The 17,286-nt window shown below is 37.5% G+C and carries 18 protein-coding genes and 1 pseudogene; 15 read left to right on the plus strand and 4 right to left on the minus strand.

Features of this window, described 5'->3' with window-relative positions; translation table 11 throughout:
• Nucleotides 1–5: 5 nt before the first annotated feature.
• Nucleotides 6–1,019, minus strand: a complete 1,014-nt coding sequence (gene selD, locus C7D97_RS09245) for a selenide, water dikinase SelD (RefSeq protein WP_105301744.1) — start codon at nucleotides 1,017–1,019, stop codon at nucleotides 6–8.
• A 242-nt stretch (nucleotides 1,020–1,261) separates the two neighbouring features.
• On the opposite strand from selD, the gene C7D97_RS09250 reads away from it, so the two are divergent.
• From C7D97_RS09250 to yihA, 15 genes are all read left to right on the plus strand, one after another.
• A complete protein-coding gene (locus C7D97_RS09250) occupies nucleotides 1,262–2,425 on the plus strand; it encodes an aminotransferase class V-fold PLP-dependent enzyme (protein WP_105301745.1) in 1,164 nt (387 codons plus the stop codon).
• Nucleotides 2,406–2,630 (plus strand): putative Se/S carrier protein, encoded by a 225-nt coding sequence (locus C7D97_RS09255; RefSeq protein WP_240308907.1) that lies wholly within the window; start codon nucleotides 2,406–2,408, stop codon nucleotides 2,628–2,630. Before C7D97_RS09250 ends, C7D97_RS09255 begins: the two co-directional genes overlap by 20 nt.
• Entirely contained in the window at nucleotides 2,627–3,394 is a 768-nt protein-coding gene (locus C7D97_RS09260) for an acyl-CoA dehydratase activase (RefSeq protein ID WP_105301746.1), read from the plus strand. Before C7D97_RS09255 ends, C7D97_RS09260 begins: the two co-directional genes overlap by 4 nt.
• Nucleotides 3,391–4,542: a double-cubane-cluster-containing anaerobic reductase gene (locus tag C7D97_RS09265; RefSeq protein WP_105301747.1), complete on the plus strand. Its 1,152-nt coding sequence runs from the start codon at nucleotides 3,391–3,393 to the stop codon at nucleotides 4,540–4,542. The genes C7D97_RS09260 and C7D97_RS09265 overlap by 4 nt, the downstream gene beginning before the upstream one ends.
• A gap of 112 nt (nucleotides 4,543–4,654) precedes the next feature.
• A complete protein-coding gene (locus C7D97_RS09270) occupies nucleotides 4,655–4,954 on the plus strand; it encodes a type II toxin-antitoxin system RelE/ParE family toxin (protein WP_158679134.1) in 300 nt (99 codons plus the stop codon).
• Nucleotides 4,947–6,032, plus strand: coding sequence for a HigA family addiction module antitoxin (locus C7D97_RS09275; protein ID WP_105301749.1), 1,086 nt, complete (start codon nucleotides 4,947–4,949; stop codon nucleotides 6,030–6,032). The genes C7D97_RS09270 and C7D97_RS09275 overlap by 8 nt, the downstream gene beginning before the upstream one ends.
• 131 nt (nucleotides 6,033–6,163) lie before the next feature.
• Nucleotides 6,164–6,322: a glycine zipper domain-containing protein gene (locus tag C7D97_RS10545; protein WP_158679135.1), complete on the plus strand. Its 159-nt coding sequence runs from the start codon at nucleotides 6,164–6,166 to the stop codon at nucleotides 6,320–6,322.
• A gap of 57 nt (nucleotides 6,323–6,379) precedes the next feature.
• Nucleotides 6,380–7,216, plus strand: coding sequence for a diadenylate cyclase CdaA (gene cdaA / locus C7D97_RS09280; RefSeq protein WP_105301750.1), 837 nt, complete (start codon nucleotides 6,380–6,382; stop codon nucleotides 7,214–7,216).
• Nucleotides 7,200–8,135: a CdaR family protein gene (locus C7D97_RS09285; RefSeq protein ID WP_105301751.1), complete on the plus strand. Its 936-nt coding sequence runs from the start codon at nucleotides 7,200–7,202 to the stop codon at nucleotides 8,133–8,135. Before cdaA ends, C7D97_RS09285 begins: the two co-directional genes overlap by 17 nt.
• Nucleotides 8,135–9,487, plus strand: coding sequence for a CCA tRNA nucleotidyltransferase (locus C7D97_RS09290; protein WP_105301752.1), 1,353 nt, complete (start codon nucleotides 8,135–8,137; stop codon nucleotides 9,485–9,487). Before C7D97_RS09285 ends, C7D97_RS09290 begins: the two co-directional genes overlap by 1 nt.
• Before the next feature lie 38 nt (nucleotides 9,488–9,525).
• Complete coding sequence (gene tig, locus C7D97_RS09295; protein WP_105301753.1) at nucleotides 9,526–10,881, plus strand: trigger factor; 1,356 nt, start codon at nucleotides 9,526–9,528, stop codon at nucleotides 10,879–10,881.
• Between the two features lie 24 nt (nucleotides 10,882–10,905).
• Nucleotides 10,906–11,499 (plus strand): ATP-dependent Clp endopeptidase proteolytic subunit ClpP, encoded by a 594-nt coding sequence (clpP, locus tag C7D97_RS09300; RefSeq protein ID WP_105301754.1) that lies wholly within the window; start codon nucleotides 10,906–10,908, stop codon nucleotides 11,497–11,499.
• Nucleotides 11,500–11,505: 6 nt separating this feature from the next.
• Nucleotides 11,506–12,720, plus strand: coding sequence for an ATP-dependent Clp protease ATP-binding subunit ClpX (gene clpX, locus C7D97_RS09305; RefSeq protein WP_105301755.1), 1,215 nt, complete (start codon nucleotides 11,506–11,508; stop codon nucleotides 12,718–12,720).
• A 134-nt stretch (nucleotides 12,721–12,854) separates the two neighbouring features.
• Complete coding sequence (gene lon, locus C7D97_RS09310; RefSeq protein WP_105301756.1) at nucleotides 12,855–15,185, plus strand: endopeptidase La; 2,331 nt, start codon at nucleotides 12,855–12,857, stop codon at nucleotides 15,183–15,185.
• The gene (yihA, locus tag C7D97_RS09315; protein ID WP_105301757.1) at nucleotides 15,182–15,769 is read left to right on the plus strand and encodes a ribosome biogenesis GTP-binding protein YihA/YsxC; all 588 of its coding nucleotides are present in this window, start codon (nucleotides 15,182–15,184) and stop codon (nucleotides 15,767–15,769) included. The genes lon and yihA overlap by 4 nt, the downstream gene beginning before the upstream one ends.
• 118 nt (nucleotides 15,770–15,887) lie before the next feature.
• Here yihA and C7D97_RS09320 read toward each other — a convergent pair whose 3' ends face one another.
• The 3 genes and pseudogenes from C7D97_RS09320 to C7D97_RS09330 all read right to left on the minus strand — a co-directional run.
• Entirely contained in the window at nucleotides 15,888–16,403 is a 516-nt protein-coding gene (locus C7D97_RS09320) for an IS3 family transposase (protein WP_105301758.1), read from the minus strand.
• Nucleotides 16,404–16,406: 3 nt separating this feature from the next.
• On the minus strand, nucleotides 16,407–16,703 hold the full coding sequence (locus tag C7D97_RS09325; RefSeq protein WP_158679137.1) for an IS3 family transposase: 297 nt from the start codon (nucleotides 16,701–16,703) through the stop codon (nucleotides 16,407–16,409).
• A gap of 41 nt (nucleotides 16,704–16,744) precedes the next feature.
• Nucleotides 16,745–17,263, minus strand: a pseudogene (locus tag C7D97_RS09330) (transposase); the annotation flags it as partial.
• Nucleotides 17,264–17,286 lie beyond the last annotated feature (23 nt).

Genomic DNA, 17,286 nt, shown 5'->3' on the forward strand with positions numbered 1-17,286 from the left:
CTCCTTTATTTTACGATTATCTTGTAAGATCTTTTCCTTTTAACCTGACCTATTTGATAGATTTCCAAATTATTTTCCCTAAAGTCTGTGATTATCTTATCAGCTTCTTCTGGACTTACCGAAATGCACAAGCCACCTGATGTCTGTGGGTCAAAGAGGACTTCCTCCATGGCAAAATCATCTATCATAAATTCTACATCGCCTTCGAGGTAGTTTCTGTTATTTTGTCCACCAGAAGTATAGAGAAACTCAGCGGCAAGCTTTTTAGCAGGGGATAGGACTGGGACCTTGTCGCTTTCAAGGATGATAGTAAAGTCATCTCCTGCCATTTCTGAAAGATGACCCAAAAGACCGAATCCTGTGATATCGGTCGCTGCGTGGATTTGATATTTGACGAAGATATCTCTGGCGTATTTGTTAAGAGTTGCCATCTGCCTTGTGCAAGCTTCAAAGTCCTCTTCATTTACGAGCCCCTGTGCAAAGTTTGCAGTAACGAGCCCTGTGCCGATTTTTTTCGTAAGAAGGATCACGTCCCCATCTTTTGGCGTATTATTTTCCCAAATTTCCTTTTTTTTGACCTTGCCTGTGACAGAAAGGCCGTACTTGATGGTCTTATCATGAATCGAATGGCCACCGGTTAGGCTTGCCTTGGCCTCACTGACCTTATCATTACCTCCACGGAGGATTTCTTTGAGGATAGCGAAGTCCTCTTCTAGGGGAAATGTCACGATATTAAGGGCAGAGATGACCTCTCCTCCCATAGCGTAGACATCGCTTAGGGCGTTGGCGGCAGCGATTTGACCAAAAAGATAGGGATCTTCGACCATAGTAGGGAAGAAATCCAGGGTCTGGATCACGCAAGTTTCGCCATCGACGTCTATAATTGCAGCATCGTCCTTCTTGTCAAATCCTACTAGGACATCGTGCCTCTTGTAGGGGGTAATATCCTTTAATAATTTATCCAAATTACCTGCGGCAATCTTGGCATTGCAACCGCCGCATACTTCTAAGTTCTTCATAGGACCTCCTTCTAATATTCTACCGAATATTTTTCAAAAATACATCAAGAAAGGTTTTCGCGAATTTTAATATGCCTTTACAGGTTGATTTTGGAAGCTAGTATTATTGTTAAAGAAGTTATTTAGTCCTATACCTTCTCTCAAATCATTAAGAAGCTTAGAAGTATGAAAAAGTTTTGACAAGGAAAGTAATATATTAGATAATAGGGGCGAGGTCGATATATTTTTAAAAGAGGTTCGCTATGATTTACTTAGACAATGCCGCAACGACTTTGGTCAAGCCTGACCTGGTCAAGGAAAGACTGATAGAAAAATTTGATAAGATAGGAAATCCTTCGAGAGGCTCCAATGAAATCTCCCTAGATACAGGAAGGATGGTCCTTGCTACTAGAATTAAGCTTGCCAGGCTTTTTAATATCAAAGATCCAAGAAGACTTGCCTTTTGCTCAAATGCCACGGAGGCTTTAAACATCGCTATTTCTTCATTTATAGGAAGAGATGATCATGTAATAACGTCTCTTATAGAGCACAATTCCGTCCTCCGTCCTCTCTATCTTAAGGAAAAGGAAGGAGCTGAGCTTTCCTTTGTAGGGCTTAAGGATGAGAAGGAAGGGGTACTCAATTATGAAATGATGGAAGGGCTTGTAAGAGAAAACACTAAGGCTTTAGTTATAAGCCATGCTTCAAATGTTACTGGAAATATTACCGATCTTTCGAAAGTTTCTGACTTTTGCAAAAAGCATGAACTCTTACTTATAGTAGATGCTGCTCAAAGTGCTGGACTTATCGATATAGATGTTGAAAAATACGGGATAGACGTCCTTTGCTTTACAGGCCACAAGGGCCTATATGGCTTAACGGGTACTGGTGGAATTTACATAAGAGATGGACTAAATCCGCATGCCCTAAAGGTCGGAGGAAGTGGGATCAATTCATTTGACAAAGACCATCCTCTTACCATGCCAGAAGTCCTAGAGGCAGGTACTATCAATGCCTACGGCATTCTTTCCTTAAATGCAAGCCTTGATTTTATAAATCAAATTGGCCTAGCCAATATTAGAAAAAAGGAAAAAGACCTACTTATATATTTTGAGGATAGGATAAAGCAAATACCGACTCTTACAATTTATGGAGCCAAGGATTTGGATGAGAGAGTTGGAATACTTGCGATTAATTCCACCAAAATCCCCTCTAAGGACCTAGCCCAAATCCTTGCCGAAAAATACGACATAGCCACTAGGGCTGGAGCCCATTGCGCCCCTCTGTGCCACAAGGCTTTAAGGACAGAAGAAGATGGACTCGTACGCTTCTCCCTTTCCTACTTCACAAAAAAGGAAGAGATCGATAAGACAATTCGTGCCCTCAAGGAAATACTAGGAGATGATTATGATAGTAATAACATTTGATACGACTACAGATGCCATGATGATGGAGGCATTCGCTAAGGAAAATAAACTTGCTGGAAAGATTATCCCCCTACCAAATGAAATATCCGCAGGCTGTGGCCTTGCCTTTAAGCTAGAGGAGAAAGATTTAGAAAAAATTACAAAGACACTAGAGGAAAATTCAATCTCCTATGAGAAAATCCATAAGCTTGGAGTAGACAAATGAACTATGTAGGAATCGATATAGGATCAACTGCGAGCAAGGTATCTGTAATAGGAGATAGGAAGATGAACTTCGTAACCCCTACTGGCTGGTCATCTAAAGAAGTCGCAAATGATATCAAAAACAGGCTTCTCGAAAAAGGAGTCGACGTAGATAGCGATAAGACCAGGGTGACAGCGACAGGATATGGTAGGATAAGCGTCGATTTCGCTGACTTTGTAATAACAGAAATCACCTGCCACGCAAGAGGAGCGAGGGCCCTATCTGGCCTTGATGATCTTTCAGTCATAGATGTAGGAGGCCAGGATACCAAGGCTATCCTCATAGAAGATAAACTAGTATCTGAATTTCAAATGAATGATAAGTGCTCAGCGGGTACGGGCAAATTTATCGAAGTCATGGCCAATAAGCTCGGCCTAACAATTAATGAACTCTTTGACCTAGCCCAGAAAGGAGAGGCCATCTCCATATCGTCAATGTGTACGGTCTTTGCAGAAACAGAAATCACCTCCTATGTGGGAGAAGGAAGAAAGAAAGAGGACATAGCGGCAGGAATCGTAAACTCAGTCGCTCAGAAAGTAAGCCAGATGTATAACAAGATTGGAGATAGTGACAAAGTAATCCTTACAGGCGGCTTAAGCAATGTATCTTACTTTGCCGAAATCTTATCCAAAACAATCGGATGCCAAGTTATAAATCTAAAGAACGGACAATTTGCAGGCTCAATCGGAGGAGCCTATCTATCGAAGGAGAAGAAAAAAAGATGACAGATCTAATTAAAGACTTACCAGAAATATTTGAAGAGTTCGCCGATGCAAGGAAAAATGCCTTCCTAAGTGTAAAGGACCTAAAGGATAAAAACATTCCCCTAGTAGGAGCCTATTGTACATATTTTCCTGAAGAAGTAGCCTGGGCTGCGGGAGCAAGCACGGTTGGCCTATGCTCAACAAGCGATGAAACCATGGCGGAAGCAGAAAAGGACCTCCCAGCCAATCTCTGTCCCCTTATCAAATCATCCTACGGCTTTGCCAAAACCGACAAATGCCCATTTTTCTATTTCTCAGATGTCATAGTAGGAGAGACAACCTGCGATGGGAAGAAGAAAATGTACGAATTGATGGATGAAATAAAGCCTGTCTACATGATGAACCTACCAAATAGGCAAGACGAAAAGGCCAAAAGATACTGGGCGGGAGAAGTAGAAGAATTCAAAGAATATATGGAAGAAAAATTTGAAACAGAAATTACAGAAGAAAAGTTAAGAAAAGCAGTAAAGCTTGGAAATGACATAAGAGATGCCCAAAAAAACATAGCCCAAACTATGAAACTTGACCCAACACCAATGTCAGGCCTTGACCTCTTTCATGTAACTTATGGTAGCCAATTTAATATGGACAAGGAGAAGATTCCAGGAGAGATCAACGCCCTTGCCAAAAGAATAATCGACGAATACGATCCAGATGAGAGAGAGAAAAAGCCAAGGATAGTAGTAACAGGCTGCCCTATGGGAGGAGCTACAGAAAAGGTAATTAAGGCTATAGAAGATAACGGCGGCGTTATAGTAAGTTTTGAAAACTGCTCCGGTGAGAAAAACTTCGATAGAAATGTAGATCTCGACCAAGAGGACATAGTAAAGGCCCTAGCAGATAGATATATAGACATAGGTTGCTCTGTAATGAGCCCAGATACCAATAGATTTGAGCTTCTAGGAAGACTAATCGACGAATACCAGGCAGACGGAGTAGTAGAAATGGATCTTGTAGCCTGCCATACCTACAATGTAGAAAGAGAAAAAATCAAAAGATTCGTCCAAGAAGAGAAAAAAATCCCATACACCTACGTAGAAACCGACTTCGGCCAAGCAGACATAGGCCAACTAAACACAAGAATGGCCGCCTTTATTGAGATGCTTTAGGGGATATTTTTTGATTGACTATTACCTTAAAGATAATATAATGATATTACCTTAAAGGTAATTTGGTTTCGGAGTTTAAGATTTGATAATAAATTATTCTAATAGAAAACTGATGAAAGAATGCACTAATATTAAGATAGCGAGAAAGCATTATGGTGAGAAAATAGCTTTAAGACTTCTTAAGGCAATAAATTTTATAGAATCTTCATCTAATTTGAAAGCGTTGATTAACAACAGAATTTATAATTTTCATAAACTCTCAGGTGATAGAAAAAATCAGTATGCTATAGATATAGGTAGTAGGAGAGATGGCTACCGACTAATACTTGAGTTTGATCAAGATGATGTATTTGTAAAAGCTGTTGAGATTGACGAACTTACAATTAAAGAAATGGGGAATCATTATGAGTAACTTTACAGAATATAAAAATTTAATAGCTTTTCATCCGGGATCTTATGTAGAAGATATAGTTGCTGATTTGAATATAAGTCAAAAAGAATTCGCTAGTCGTCTTGGTGTCTCTGCAAAAACTATTAGTACTTTGATAAATGCTGAATCTAATTTATCTACTGATTTAGCCTTGAAATTGGAGAAGCTAACAGGAATAGATTATCAAACTTGGATAAATCTTCAAAACAACTACGACAAAAAAAAGTTAGAAATTGAAAACGAAAAAATAAAAGATGAAGATATAGTTCTTGATAAGATTGATTTTAAATATTTTAAGAAAAATGGATTAGTAGAAGATAGGAAGTATAAAAGATCTGAGAAAAAAGACAGCTTATACTCTACCTTATACATTAGTAGTTTGACTTATCTATCAGCTTTCAATCCATTAGTAAGCTATAGAAATAACGATATTGATAATTTGAAGTCGGTTGTAAACTCTAACATAATGCTTTGTCTTGCTGAAAACATTGCTAGAAATATGTCGCAAAAAAAGCTTGATATAAGTAAGTTAAATGATTACTTGACTGAAATAAAGGCTATGAATTTAGAAAACTATGAAGACTTTATGCCAAGACTTAAACAATTACTCATGGAATGTGGAATTGTGCTTGTTACTTTGCCGCACTTATCAGGATCAGGACTTAATGGAGCATGCAAGATATTTAAAAATGGTTCCGTGTTGCTTTTAATGACTGATAAAAATAAGAGGGCCGATATATTTTGGTTCTCATTAATGCATGAGTTAGGTCATATAATTAATAAAGACTTTTATACAGATCTTTATGATATAGAAACCTATAAGAAAAAAGAAAAAATAGCAGATAAGTTTTCTGAAGAATTCTTCTTAAGTGAAAGCGAGTATGAGGAGTTTAAAATTGCGGGAGATTACTCCTATGGATCTTTAGTCGAATTTGCGAAAAGAAAGTCAATAATGCCAAGTATTTTAATTGGTAGGTTAAAAAATGATAAGCTGATAGAACAAAATAAATTAAATGACTTAAACAAATATTATAAATTTTCAATTGATATAAACAAATAAATATATTAAACATTTAAGCCTCACTAACTAGTACCTAGTGAGGCTTTTGAGCTTTTATGGAACAAATATTTAAATGTACTTACTAAGTAAATCATTGATGTAAAATAAAGTTAAATGCGAAGGAGGTAGACGTGGAAAATAATACTAAGAAACTTTCTTACTGGCTTTCTTTAGGAGCCTTGTTTGGGATGATTTTTGGAGGACTTTTTGATAAACTTGCTCTAGGAATTTGCCTGGGGTCTGTTTTTGGAATTTTGTTGGGCTTATCTAATAGCAAAGGGGGAAAATAATTTATCTTCCTCCTACCAATAAGCCTGTTAAATAGTACATTAATAGAAGGAGGAAGTATGAATTTTTTGGAAAATATTATTACGTCTTTGATGTTGATTAGGGTGACGGATATTATTGATATTGCAATTGTTGCCTTTGTTATTTATAAACTTTTCTCACTTCTAAGAAACACCAGGGCCGAACAGGTGCTTAAGGGGCTAATTTTTGTTTTGTTTTTCGCATCTATTGCGGATATGTTAAATCTTAATACAGTCTCTTGGGTGATGAATCAATTCTTGACAGTTGCTTTAGTCTTTATCATAGTTGTCTTTCAGCCAGAGCTTAGGAGTGCTCTTGAAAGGCTCGGTAGAGGTAGGAGTTTGTTTTCTAGTGAGAAGATCCAGAGGGATGAGAGAAGTATAGATGAGCTAGTTTCTGCTATGAGCTCTCTTTCTAGACAAAAGATCGGAGCCCTCGTGGTTTTGGAAAGGGAGGTTGGTCTGTCTGATATTATAGAAAGTGGGACCAAGCTTGATAGTGATATCTCTTCAGAGCTTCTTATCAATATCTTTATTCCCAACACTCCTCTTCACGATGGAGCTGTGATTATTAGGAAAAACACCATTGCTGCTGCAGCATGTTATTTGCCTTTGTCTTCTTCAAATACTATAGCCAAGGAGCTTGGTACAAGGCATAGGGCTGCTATTGGAATTTCTGAAAAGAGCGATTGTCTTGTGGTAATTGTATCAGAAGAGACGGGAAGTATTTCTGTGGCAGAAAATGGCAAGATCAATAGGTATTTTGATGAAGAAAGTCTAAGGATAAGGCTAAAAAATGAGCTTGTAAATACTGATAGTGCAAGCGAGGTATTGAAGAAAGAGAAGAAGGGAGAGGGAAATGAAAAAGAAAAATGATGTGCAATTGATAGTCCTATCTGTTATCCTTGCTATTGTCATGTGGGCCTTTGTAGTTACTTCGACCAACCCTTCTGTGAATAGAACTTTTAGAAATGTACCTATCCTCGTCCAAAACAAGGACGCCCTAGAAGCTAGAGGCTATACGATTATTGGCCTCGATGAGACAAGTAATGTCAATATCAGAGTTGAAGGCACTAGGGATAGGATTGTTGGAACTAAGCAAAACGACATCCAAGCAAGTATTGATGTCAAAGATGTGAAGGAAGGTATCCAATCCGTTGGGGTCAAGGTAGATACACCAAGCGGGGTTGGGATTTCCATGGTAGATCCTCCTTCAATAAATATCAATGTTCAAAAAAAGGTGGAAAAGGCCCTACCTATCAATATTGTGATAAAGGATAGCCTCAAGGACGGAAGATCTGTGGAAATTAACGAACAATCAATTAAGGAAGTTACAGTAAAGGGACCTGTATCTGCTATCAATCAAATCGATAGGGTTGAGGTAAATATCGACGAAGAAAGCTATCTAGATGGCAAAATCCACAATCTCGATATTCATATTTTGGATAAGGATGGTAAGGAAGTCACTGGCATCGAGAAGTCTAACGATGATATAAATATTTCCTTTAGGGCAGAGGAGACTAAAAGAGTTCCCATAAAAATGAGTTATTATGGTGAGCCAGCTTCTGGCTTCGAGATTAAAAATATAAGTCTATCTCAGAAGGAATGTGTCATAAAGGGAGATAGCGAGTCTCTTAAGTCAGTCGATCAAATCGAAACTTATCCAGTAAATGTAACTGAGATTAAATCTGAGAAAGACGGTGAAATTAAGCTTAATATTCCAGATGGGGTAAGTCTCTATGATGGGAAGGATCCTGTATCCTACAAGATAGAAGTAGATAAAAAAGAGAAGTGATGAGACTTAATACAAAGATAAATTACGAAAATATAATAGATAGATTGAATGAGGCTGGCTTTAAATCTTTTCCTGTGGGAGGAGCTGTTAGAGACAGCCTTCTTTCTAGGGAAGTTTCTGACATAGATATCACAACTGATGCAAGGCCAGGAGAGATCGAGGAAGTCTTTAGGGACTTTAAGCTAATCGATATAGGAAAGAGATTTGGAACTATCAAGGTCATAGTAAAAGGTGAAGCATTTGAGATTACGACTTTTAGGAAGGAAAGTGCCTACAGGGACGGGAGACACCCTACAGAAGTTAGCTTTTCTGATAATTTGATAGATGATTTAGAAAGAAGAGACTTTACAATAAATGCTATAGCCTTTGATAAGGGAGAGATTATAGATCCCTTTGGGGGTCGTGAGGACCTTTCAAGAAAGGTCATAAGGGCTGTAGGAAATCCTAGAGAAAGAATTGATGAAGATCTCTTAAGATGCCTTAGGGCGGTACGCTTTGCCAATCGCTTGGGCTTTACTATAGAAGAATCCTTGAAGGAAGCTATTAGAGAAAATGCAGGAAAAATCAATTTACTATCAAAGGAGAGGATAGCCAGTGAATTAAGTGAAATCCTTACTTCAGCTACTCCTTCCAGGGGTATAAGGCTTATGGATGAAGTAGGTCTCTTAGCTGAAATTTTCCCTGAAGTAAAAAGAACAATAGGCTTTGACCAACATTCAAGTTATCACGCAGATGATGTCTACGATCATAGCCTTAAGGTTCTTGATAGAAGCTATCCAGATCTTACAATAAGGTTTGCAGCCCTCTATCATGATGTAGGCAAGGTCGATACATTTTTCTTAGATGAAAGAGGAGAGGGGAGATTCTTCGGCCATCAAAATCTTTCTGAGGAGATGTTAAGGAAAAGGCTTAAGGAGCTAAAGTTTTCCAATAAATTCATAAGTGATGCGACAAGCCTTGTCAAAAGACATATGGACTGTTCAAATACTTACACGAAAAAGTCCATCAGAAAGCTTCTAAGAAGAATAGGTGAAGAAAATCTTAGACGCTTATTCGACCTACAAAGGGCGGATATCCTTTCAACCAAGCATCCTGATCCCAGTAATATAGACCTTGGAGAAAAGCTCCTTGCTGAGGTCTTGGCAGATGATATACCGAAGAAAAGATCAGATCTTGCCATTGATGGCAATGATCTAATAAGGATGGGCTATCCTCAAGGAAAGATTATAGGAGATCTTCTAAGAATAATAGAAGAAGAAATACTAGAAGAAAATTTAAAAAATAATAAAAAAGCAATCGAAGACTTTTTGACTAGAATGGGTGAAAACCTTGATAGCTTGACAAAGAAGTAGTATATTATTTCAATGAGTAAGAACACCAGGAGGAAAAAATGACAGAATTAAAATCACACGAAAATAACATAGCAAAATTCGAATTCAACGTGCCTTATGATGAGTTCAAAAAGGCAACTGACACTGTATATAAAAGAAACAAATCTAGATATAGGGTAGATGGCTTCAGACCTGGTCACGTTTCTAGAAAAGTACTTGAAAAAATGTACGGACCAGAAATCTTCTACGATGAAGCAATCCAAATAGTTTTCCCTAAACCATATGAAGAAGCTGTAGAAGAACTTGATCTTGAAGTAATCGACCAACCATCTGTAGACCTTGATGATATCGAAAAAGGAAAAGATATCACATTCAAGGTTGAAGTTGAAACAAAACCACACCCAGAACTAGGAGACTATTCAGAATTAATCGTTGAAGAGGTATCTAGTGAAGTAACAGATGAAGATGTTGAAGCAGAACTTAAAAAACAACAAGATGAAAATGCAAGACTTGTTCCAGTTGAAGACGATGAAGCAAAAGAAGGCGATACAGTAAATATCGACTTTGATGGTTTCCTTGATGGAGAAAGATTCGAAGGCGGTAAGGCAGAAAATTACGACCTAGTTCTTGGATCAAATACCTTTATCGAAGGTTTTGAAGGACAAGTAGCAGGCCACAAAGTTGGAGATAAGTTCGATGTTAATGTAACCTTCCCAGAAGATTACCAAGCTAAAGAATTCCAAGGAAAAGATGCAAAGTTCGAAGTTGAAATCAACTCAATTACCAGAAAAGAACTTCCAGAACTAGACGATGAGTTCGCAAAAGACATCTCAGAATTTGATACGCTTGATGAATTAAAAAACAGCCTAAGAGAAAAACTTGCTGAAGATAAGAAAGATTACGCTAAAAACCTAATCCAAAACCAAGCTATCGAAGCTCTAGTAAACAAGTCTGAAGTAAGCGCACCAAGACCAATGGTTGATGCTGAAATCGACTACGAACTACAAAACCTAGACCAAAGACTTCAACAAATGGGTATGACCCTAGCTCAATATATCGAGATGACAAAGATGGATATCAACGAAATCCGCGACCAATACAGAGCTCAAGCAGAAGCTAGAGTTAAGGCAAATCTCGTTATAGATGAAGTTGCTCTTAAAGAAGGCATTGAAATTACAGAAGAAGAAAAAGAAAACGAAATCAAAGAAGCAGCAGAAAATTATGGAGTAGATGATCTTGAGAAATTCAAAGAGCTTTTCGCTAAAAACATCTCTGATAAGACTCTAGAAGAAAATATCATGAGAAGAAAAGCAGTTGAACTTCTTACAGAAAATGCTAAAGCTCTTCCTCACGAAGAATACCACAAGGCAGTTGGTGAAGCAAACCACGACCACGAGGAAGGCGAAGATAAATAAGCTCCATTTAGATAAGGAGATAAAATGATTTCTAAAAATTATTTAGTACCAACAGTTGTAGAACAAACAAATAGAGGCGAGAGAGCCTATGATATATATTCAAGACTTCTAAAAGATAGGATAATCTTCCTATCAGGTGAAGTTCGTGATGAAATTTCAGATATAATCATAGCCCAATTGCTCTTCTTAGAAAGCGAAGACCCTGACAAGGACATCCAATTTTACATCAACTCTCCTGGTGGAGTTGTAACAAGTGGACTTGCCATATACGATACAATGAACTACATCAAACCAGATGTATCCACAATTTGTATAGGACAAGCTGCGTCAATGGCGGCAGTCCTTTTATCATCAGGAGCTAAGGGAAAGAGATACTCCCTTCCTAGCTCAAATATCATGATTCATCAACCTTCTGGTGGGGCCCAAGGTCAAGCTAGCGATATTGTGATACAAGCTGAGCAAATAATTAAGATAAAAGAAAGACTAAACAAAATCCTTTCTGATAATACAGGACAAAGTCTAAAGAAGATAGAAAAAGATACCGATAGGGACTTTGCTATGACAGCAGCTGAAGCGAAAGAGTACGGTCTTATCGATAAAGTAATTGAAAGTAAGTAGGAATAAATGTCTGATTACGAACAAAAAGAAATAAGATGTTCTTTTTGTGGCAAGGATAGCTCACAAGTTAAAAGAATTATAGCTGGTCCTAATGCTTATATTTGTAACGAATGTGTCGACTTATGTCACGAGATTATAGCCCAAGAGACTAATTCGGCCTCTGAGTTTTCGGCTGATATCGACCTATCGACACCAAAAGAGATCAAGGACTTCCTTGACTCTTATGTTATAGGTCAAGATGATGCCAAAAAGACCCTTTCCGTTGCAGTATATAACCACTACAAAAGAATTAATAGCAATGAAGAAGATAGCGACATAGAGCTACAAAAATCAAATATATTAATGCTAGGACCAACTGGTTCAGGAAAGACCCTCCTTGCCCAAACCCTTGCTCGCAAGCTAAATGTACCTTTTGCTATAGCAGATGCGACAAGCCTTACAGAGGCAGGTTATGTAGGTGAGGATGTGGAAAATATTATCCTAAAACTCGTCCAAGCCGCAGATTACGATATAGACATAGCAGAACGTGGAATTATCTATGTAGATGAGATAGATAAGATCACAAGAAAAAGTGAAAATCCATCTATAACCCGAGATGTATCAGGTGAAGGAGTCCAACAAGCCCTTCTTAAGCTAATCGAGGGAACAGAAGCGAATGTCCCTCCTCAAGGAGGAAGGAAGCATCCTAGCCAAGAGTATATCCAGGTTGATACGACAAATATCCTCTTTATCCTAGGAGGAGCCTTCGATGGAATTGAAGATATTATAAATAGGAGACTATCTGAAAAGACCATAGGCTTTGGGGCAAGTGTTACGAAAAATGCTAGTGCTAGCCTTAAGGAAGTTAATACAGAAGACCTCCTTAAGTACGGGCTCATTCCAGAATTTATAGGAAGGGTGCCTATAGTTGTAAGCCTTGATGCTCTTGAAGTTGACTCTTTAGTCAAAATCCTAAAGGAGCCAAAAAACTCCTTCGTAAGACAATACCAAAAGCTCTTCGAGCTAGATGGTGTTAAGCTTACATTTGAGGATGAGGCATTGGAAAAGATTGCCGAAAAGGCCTACAATCAAAAAACTGGTGCCAGAGGACTAAGGACCATAATGGAAAATCTCCTCCTAGATCTCATGTTTGAAATTCCTTCAATAGATAATCTAGAAGAAGTGATTGTCACAAAAGAGTCTATAGATGATAAGGAAAAATTAGTTTATAAGAAAAGATAGAAAGATGGGGTTGTTGCCGAATGAACAATCGTCCAGATATCATTAACGAATCTCTATTAATTTAAGATTATGTTTAATGAATGACGATAGTATTCATAAATTTGCAACAGCCCCATTTTATAGCGAGGTAAAAGATGACAGATGTTTATGAAAAAGTTAATAATAAATATCCTCTTATAGCCCTAAGGGGCTACTGGCCAATGCCAACCACCTTCCTAAGTTTCGATGCCAAAAGAAGTATTTCGGTAAATGCAGTTGAAGATGCAAGGCTTAGAAATACCAATCTATTTTTGGTAAACCAAAAGGATGTCTTCGATGACAATCCCAAAAAGGAAGGCCTCTACGAATTTGGTATAGTTGCAAGCATAAAAGATACCTTCGAGCTTCCAAATGGTGTGACAAGAGTCTTTGTAGATCCAATAGGAGTGGCAAGACTTGATGATCTAGAGGTATCTGAAGGCTTTCTAAAAGCTAATGTATGCGAATACCACTACAAGGAAGAAGAGGAAAAAGATAAGGAAAATCTCCTATCACTAAAGAAGATCTTGATAGATGACTTCAAGGAATATATCAGCCTTGATAACAATGCTCTTGATGAAATAGCCTATAGTTTGATAGAGATTGACAACTTCCACAGGTTAGTTGATGTGATAACCTTCCACCTAGAGCTTGCTCCAAAAGAGTATTACCAAATACTCGAGACTATCGACACAGAAAAGAGGATGCTTGCTCTCCACGAGATACTAAGTAAGGAAATTAGCCTTAAGAAGCTATCCAAGGAGATAGAAAAACAGGTTCAAGATAATATCAACAAGAGCCAAAAGGACTATTATCTAAGAGAGAAGATGGAAGTCCTAAAGAAAGAAATCAACGAAAATAACGGAGAGGCCAAGTCTGAGGCTGACTATTATAGGAAAAAAATAAAGGCTATTAAGCTTGATAAGGAAAGCAAGAAGTCACTAGAAAAGGATATCGAAAGAATCGACTCCCTACCAGAGATGAGCCCTGACTATGGAGTTTTGTCTGCCTATCTTGACTTTGTGGTATCCCTTCCTTGGAATAAGCTAAGCAAGGATGTAATAGACATCAATAGGGCAGAGAAAATCCTAGACGAAGACCACTACGGCCTAAGAGATGTAAAGGAAAGAATCCTAGAATCTATCGCAGTTCGACAAAAAAATAAGAACTCAAAGGGATCTGTTATTTGCCTAGTAGGACCTCCTGGTGTGGGAAAGACTTCTATAGCTAAATCCATAGCCCGAGCCCTTGATAGGAAGTTTGTCTCTATGAGGCTTGGTGGAGTAACCGATGAATCAGAAATCAGAGGTCATAGGAGAACTTATGTAGGAGCTATGGCAGGAAGGGTTCTTGCAAATATCGACAGGATCAATGTCAAAAACCCAGTCTTTCTCCTAGATGAGATCGACAAATTAGGATCAGATTTTAGGGGAGACCCATCAAGTGCCCTCCTGGAAGTCCTAGACCCAGAACAAAACGATAAGTTTATCGATAGATACCTAGATATACCTTTCGACCTATCAGATGTCTTCTTCATCACAACGGCAAACGACATGAATGAAATTCCTGATGCCCTCTACGACAGACTAGAAGTAATAGAGCTATCAGGCTATACAATAAGCGAGAAGGAATCTATAGCTAAGAAATATTTAGTAGCGAAAGAAATGGAAAACAATGGACTTAAGGAAGATGAAATTACTATATCAGATTCAGTAATTGAAAAAATCATCAAAAACTACACTAGAGAAGCAGGGGTCAGAGAACTTGAAAGACTTATTGCCAAGATTTGTAGAAGAGCAGTCAAAGAAATCCTTGCAGGCAAAGATAAGGTTCGTGTTACGATGCAAAACTACACGAAATACCTAGGCAGGGAGAGATTCCTCGACGATGCTATAGAAAAAGAAGACCAAGTAGGCCTTGTAAATGGACTCGCTTGGACCTCTGTTGGAGGCACTATGCTATCTGTTGAGGCAAATGTCATGGAAGGTAAGGGCAATGTAGAAATGACAGGATCCTTAGGAGATGTAATGAAAGAATCCGGCCAAGTAGCCATGGCCTATATTAGATCAAAGCAAAGTGAACTTGGAATCCGTGGGAAGTTCTACGAAAATAAGGACATCCACGTCCACTTTCCAGAAGGAGCAACACCAAAAGACGGTCCTTCTGCAGGAATTACTATGACCACTGCAATGGTATCAGCCCTTACTGGCAAGAAAGTAAGAAGCGATATAGCTATGACTGGAGAAGTTACAATCCGTGGTAATGTCCTCCCAATAGGAGGCCTTAAGGAAAAGGCTCTAGCAGCCTATTCTTACGGAATCAAAAACGTCATAATTCCAAAAGAAAATGAAAGAGATACAGAAGATATTCCAAAGGAGATTAGAGATAAGATTAACTTCATCACCGTCTCCAAGGTATCTGAAGTCATAGAAAAGGCCCTAGTATGAAGATAAAAAATATTGAACTAGAACAAGTTGCAGGCTTTAGAGAACAATGGCCAAGGGAAGACCTTCCAGAGCTTGCCTTTGTAGGTAGAAGTAACGTAGGTAAGAGCTCCTTTATCAATTCCTTACTAGGCAGAAAAAAGCTTGCCAAGACTTCCTCTGTTCCAGGCAAGACTAGGACGATCAACTTCTATAGGATAAATGATAAGTTTAGGCTAGTAGACTTACCTGGCTACGGCTATGCCAAGGTCAGCAAGAAGGAGAAGGCCAAGTGGGATAAGCTAATTAATGAATACCTCCACCAAAGAGAAGCCCTAAGAGAAGTCTTCCTCCTAGTTGATATCAGACACGAGCCAACTAGCCTAGACAAGCAGATGTATGATTGGATAAGAGAAACTGGCTTTACAGGCTTTGTAATAGCAACCAAGTTTGACAAGATTAAGAAAAGCCAGACCCAAAAACATATCAATCAAATCATGAAAAAACTAGAGATCGACGACGAAGGCCTAATATTTGCCTACTCTTCAGAGACTAAACACAACAAGGATGTCCTAGAAGAACAAGTCGATGTGATAATTAATTATTAAAGTCTAACCCCAAAGTCTAGACATAAGGTGACCCCAAAAAGTTGGACCTAATACCAGGACTGGTAGTTTACTAGTTCTGGTATTAGTTTATTACTTTCCACCCCTAGGGGTGGATTTTTTAAGCCGCATTCTTTTCTCTATATTCCACCGGACTTAAATATCCTAACTTTTCTTTTATTCTGTATTTATTGTAATATTCGATATATTCTTCTAATTTTTCTTTTAAGTCTTCATATGAATAGAATTTATTTCCATAGTATATTTCTTGTTTTAATATCCCAAAGAAGTTTTCCATTGGTGAGTTATCTAGACAGTTTCCTTTTCTTGACATTGACTGGATTATTCCTTCATCGTCTAGTCTTGATGTGTATTGTTTTACTTGATAGGCCCATCCTTGGTCTGAATGAAATATTCTATTACTCTTGTTCACACTTGTTATTTCTATTGCTTCATCTAAAGCTTTTAGTATTGGTTCTAGTGTCGGTTTTTTTGATATTTCATAGCTTATGATTTCACTATTGTACATATCTAGATATGGGTTTAGGTAAAGTTTTTTTACTTGGTAATTTCCTTTTTTGTCTTTTTCTAAGTATTTAAATTCTGTTGTGTCTGTTGTTATTTGTGTATATGGTATTTCTCATTTGAATTTTCTATTTATTTCATTATCGGCAATTTTACCTATTGTTCCTTTGTATGAGGAATATTTTCTTGTTTTCCTTGAGAAGTTTGTTACTTGAAGTTTTAATTTTTGTATTAGTTTTTGTACTTTCTTCTTGTTTATTAGTAGCCATTGTCTTCTCAATATACCTGTGATTCTTCTATATCCATAGTTTGGATTGTTTTTTCTAATTTCTATTATTTTCCTCTCTAGATGCTCATCCTTATTTGGTCTGTCTAAGCGTTTTTGCCAATACATGTAGGTTGATTTTGGCATTTTGAAATATTCTAACAAGTCTTTTAGTTTAAATTTATCTCTTAGTGATTTAATGATCTTAGATATTCGTCTATTTCTGATTCTGTCATTTGAGAGAATTGAATCTTTTTTTTTAGAATTTCTACTTCCATTTGAAGGTGGTAATTTTCTTCTCTTAGTTTTTCTATTTCACTTATATCTTCTTTAATTTCAGTTTTTTTAATAGGTTTCTTCTTACCATCTCTTTCCATTTTTGAAGGCCTCCCTCTCTTTTTAGGTTTTAGTCCTTCAATTCCTTCTTCTCTAAATTCTTTTACCCATCTAACTATTATGCTTGGGTTATTGATTTTCATTTCATTAGCGATGCTTTGATAGGATATTTCTCCAGTTAAGTACAATTTTACTACTTTTAATTTAAACTCTAAAGAGTAACTATTATTCCTTCTTGATACTTTTAGTTCATCATAACCTTGAGATTCGTAAGCATTAACCCACACTCTAATAGTTTTCTTATCTCGGATACTATATTTTTTAGCTAATTCATTGTAGCTTATCTTACTTTCAAGATATTCTTTTACTAATTTATATTTAAATTCTAGTCAAG

Source organism: Anaerococcus marasmi (assembly GCF_900290195.1).
Classification (GTDB): Bacteria; Bacillota; Clostridia; order Tissierellales; family Peptoniphilaceae; genus Anaerococcus; species Anaerococcus marasmi.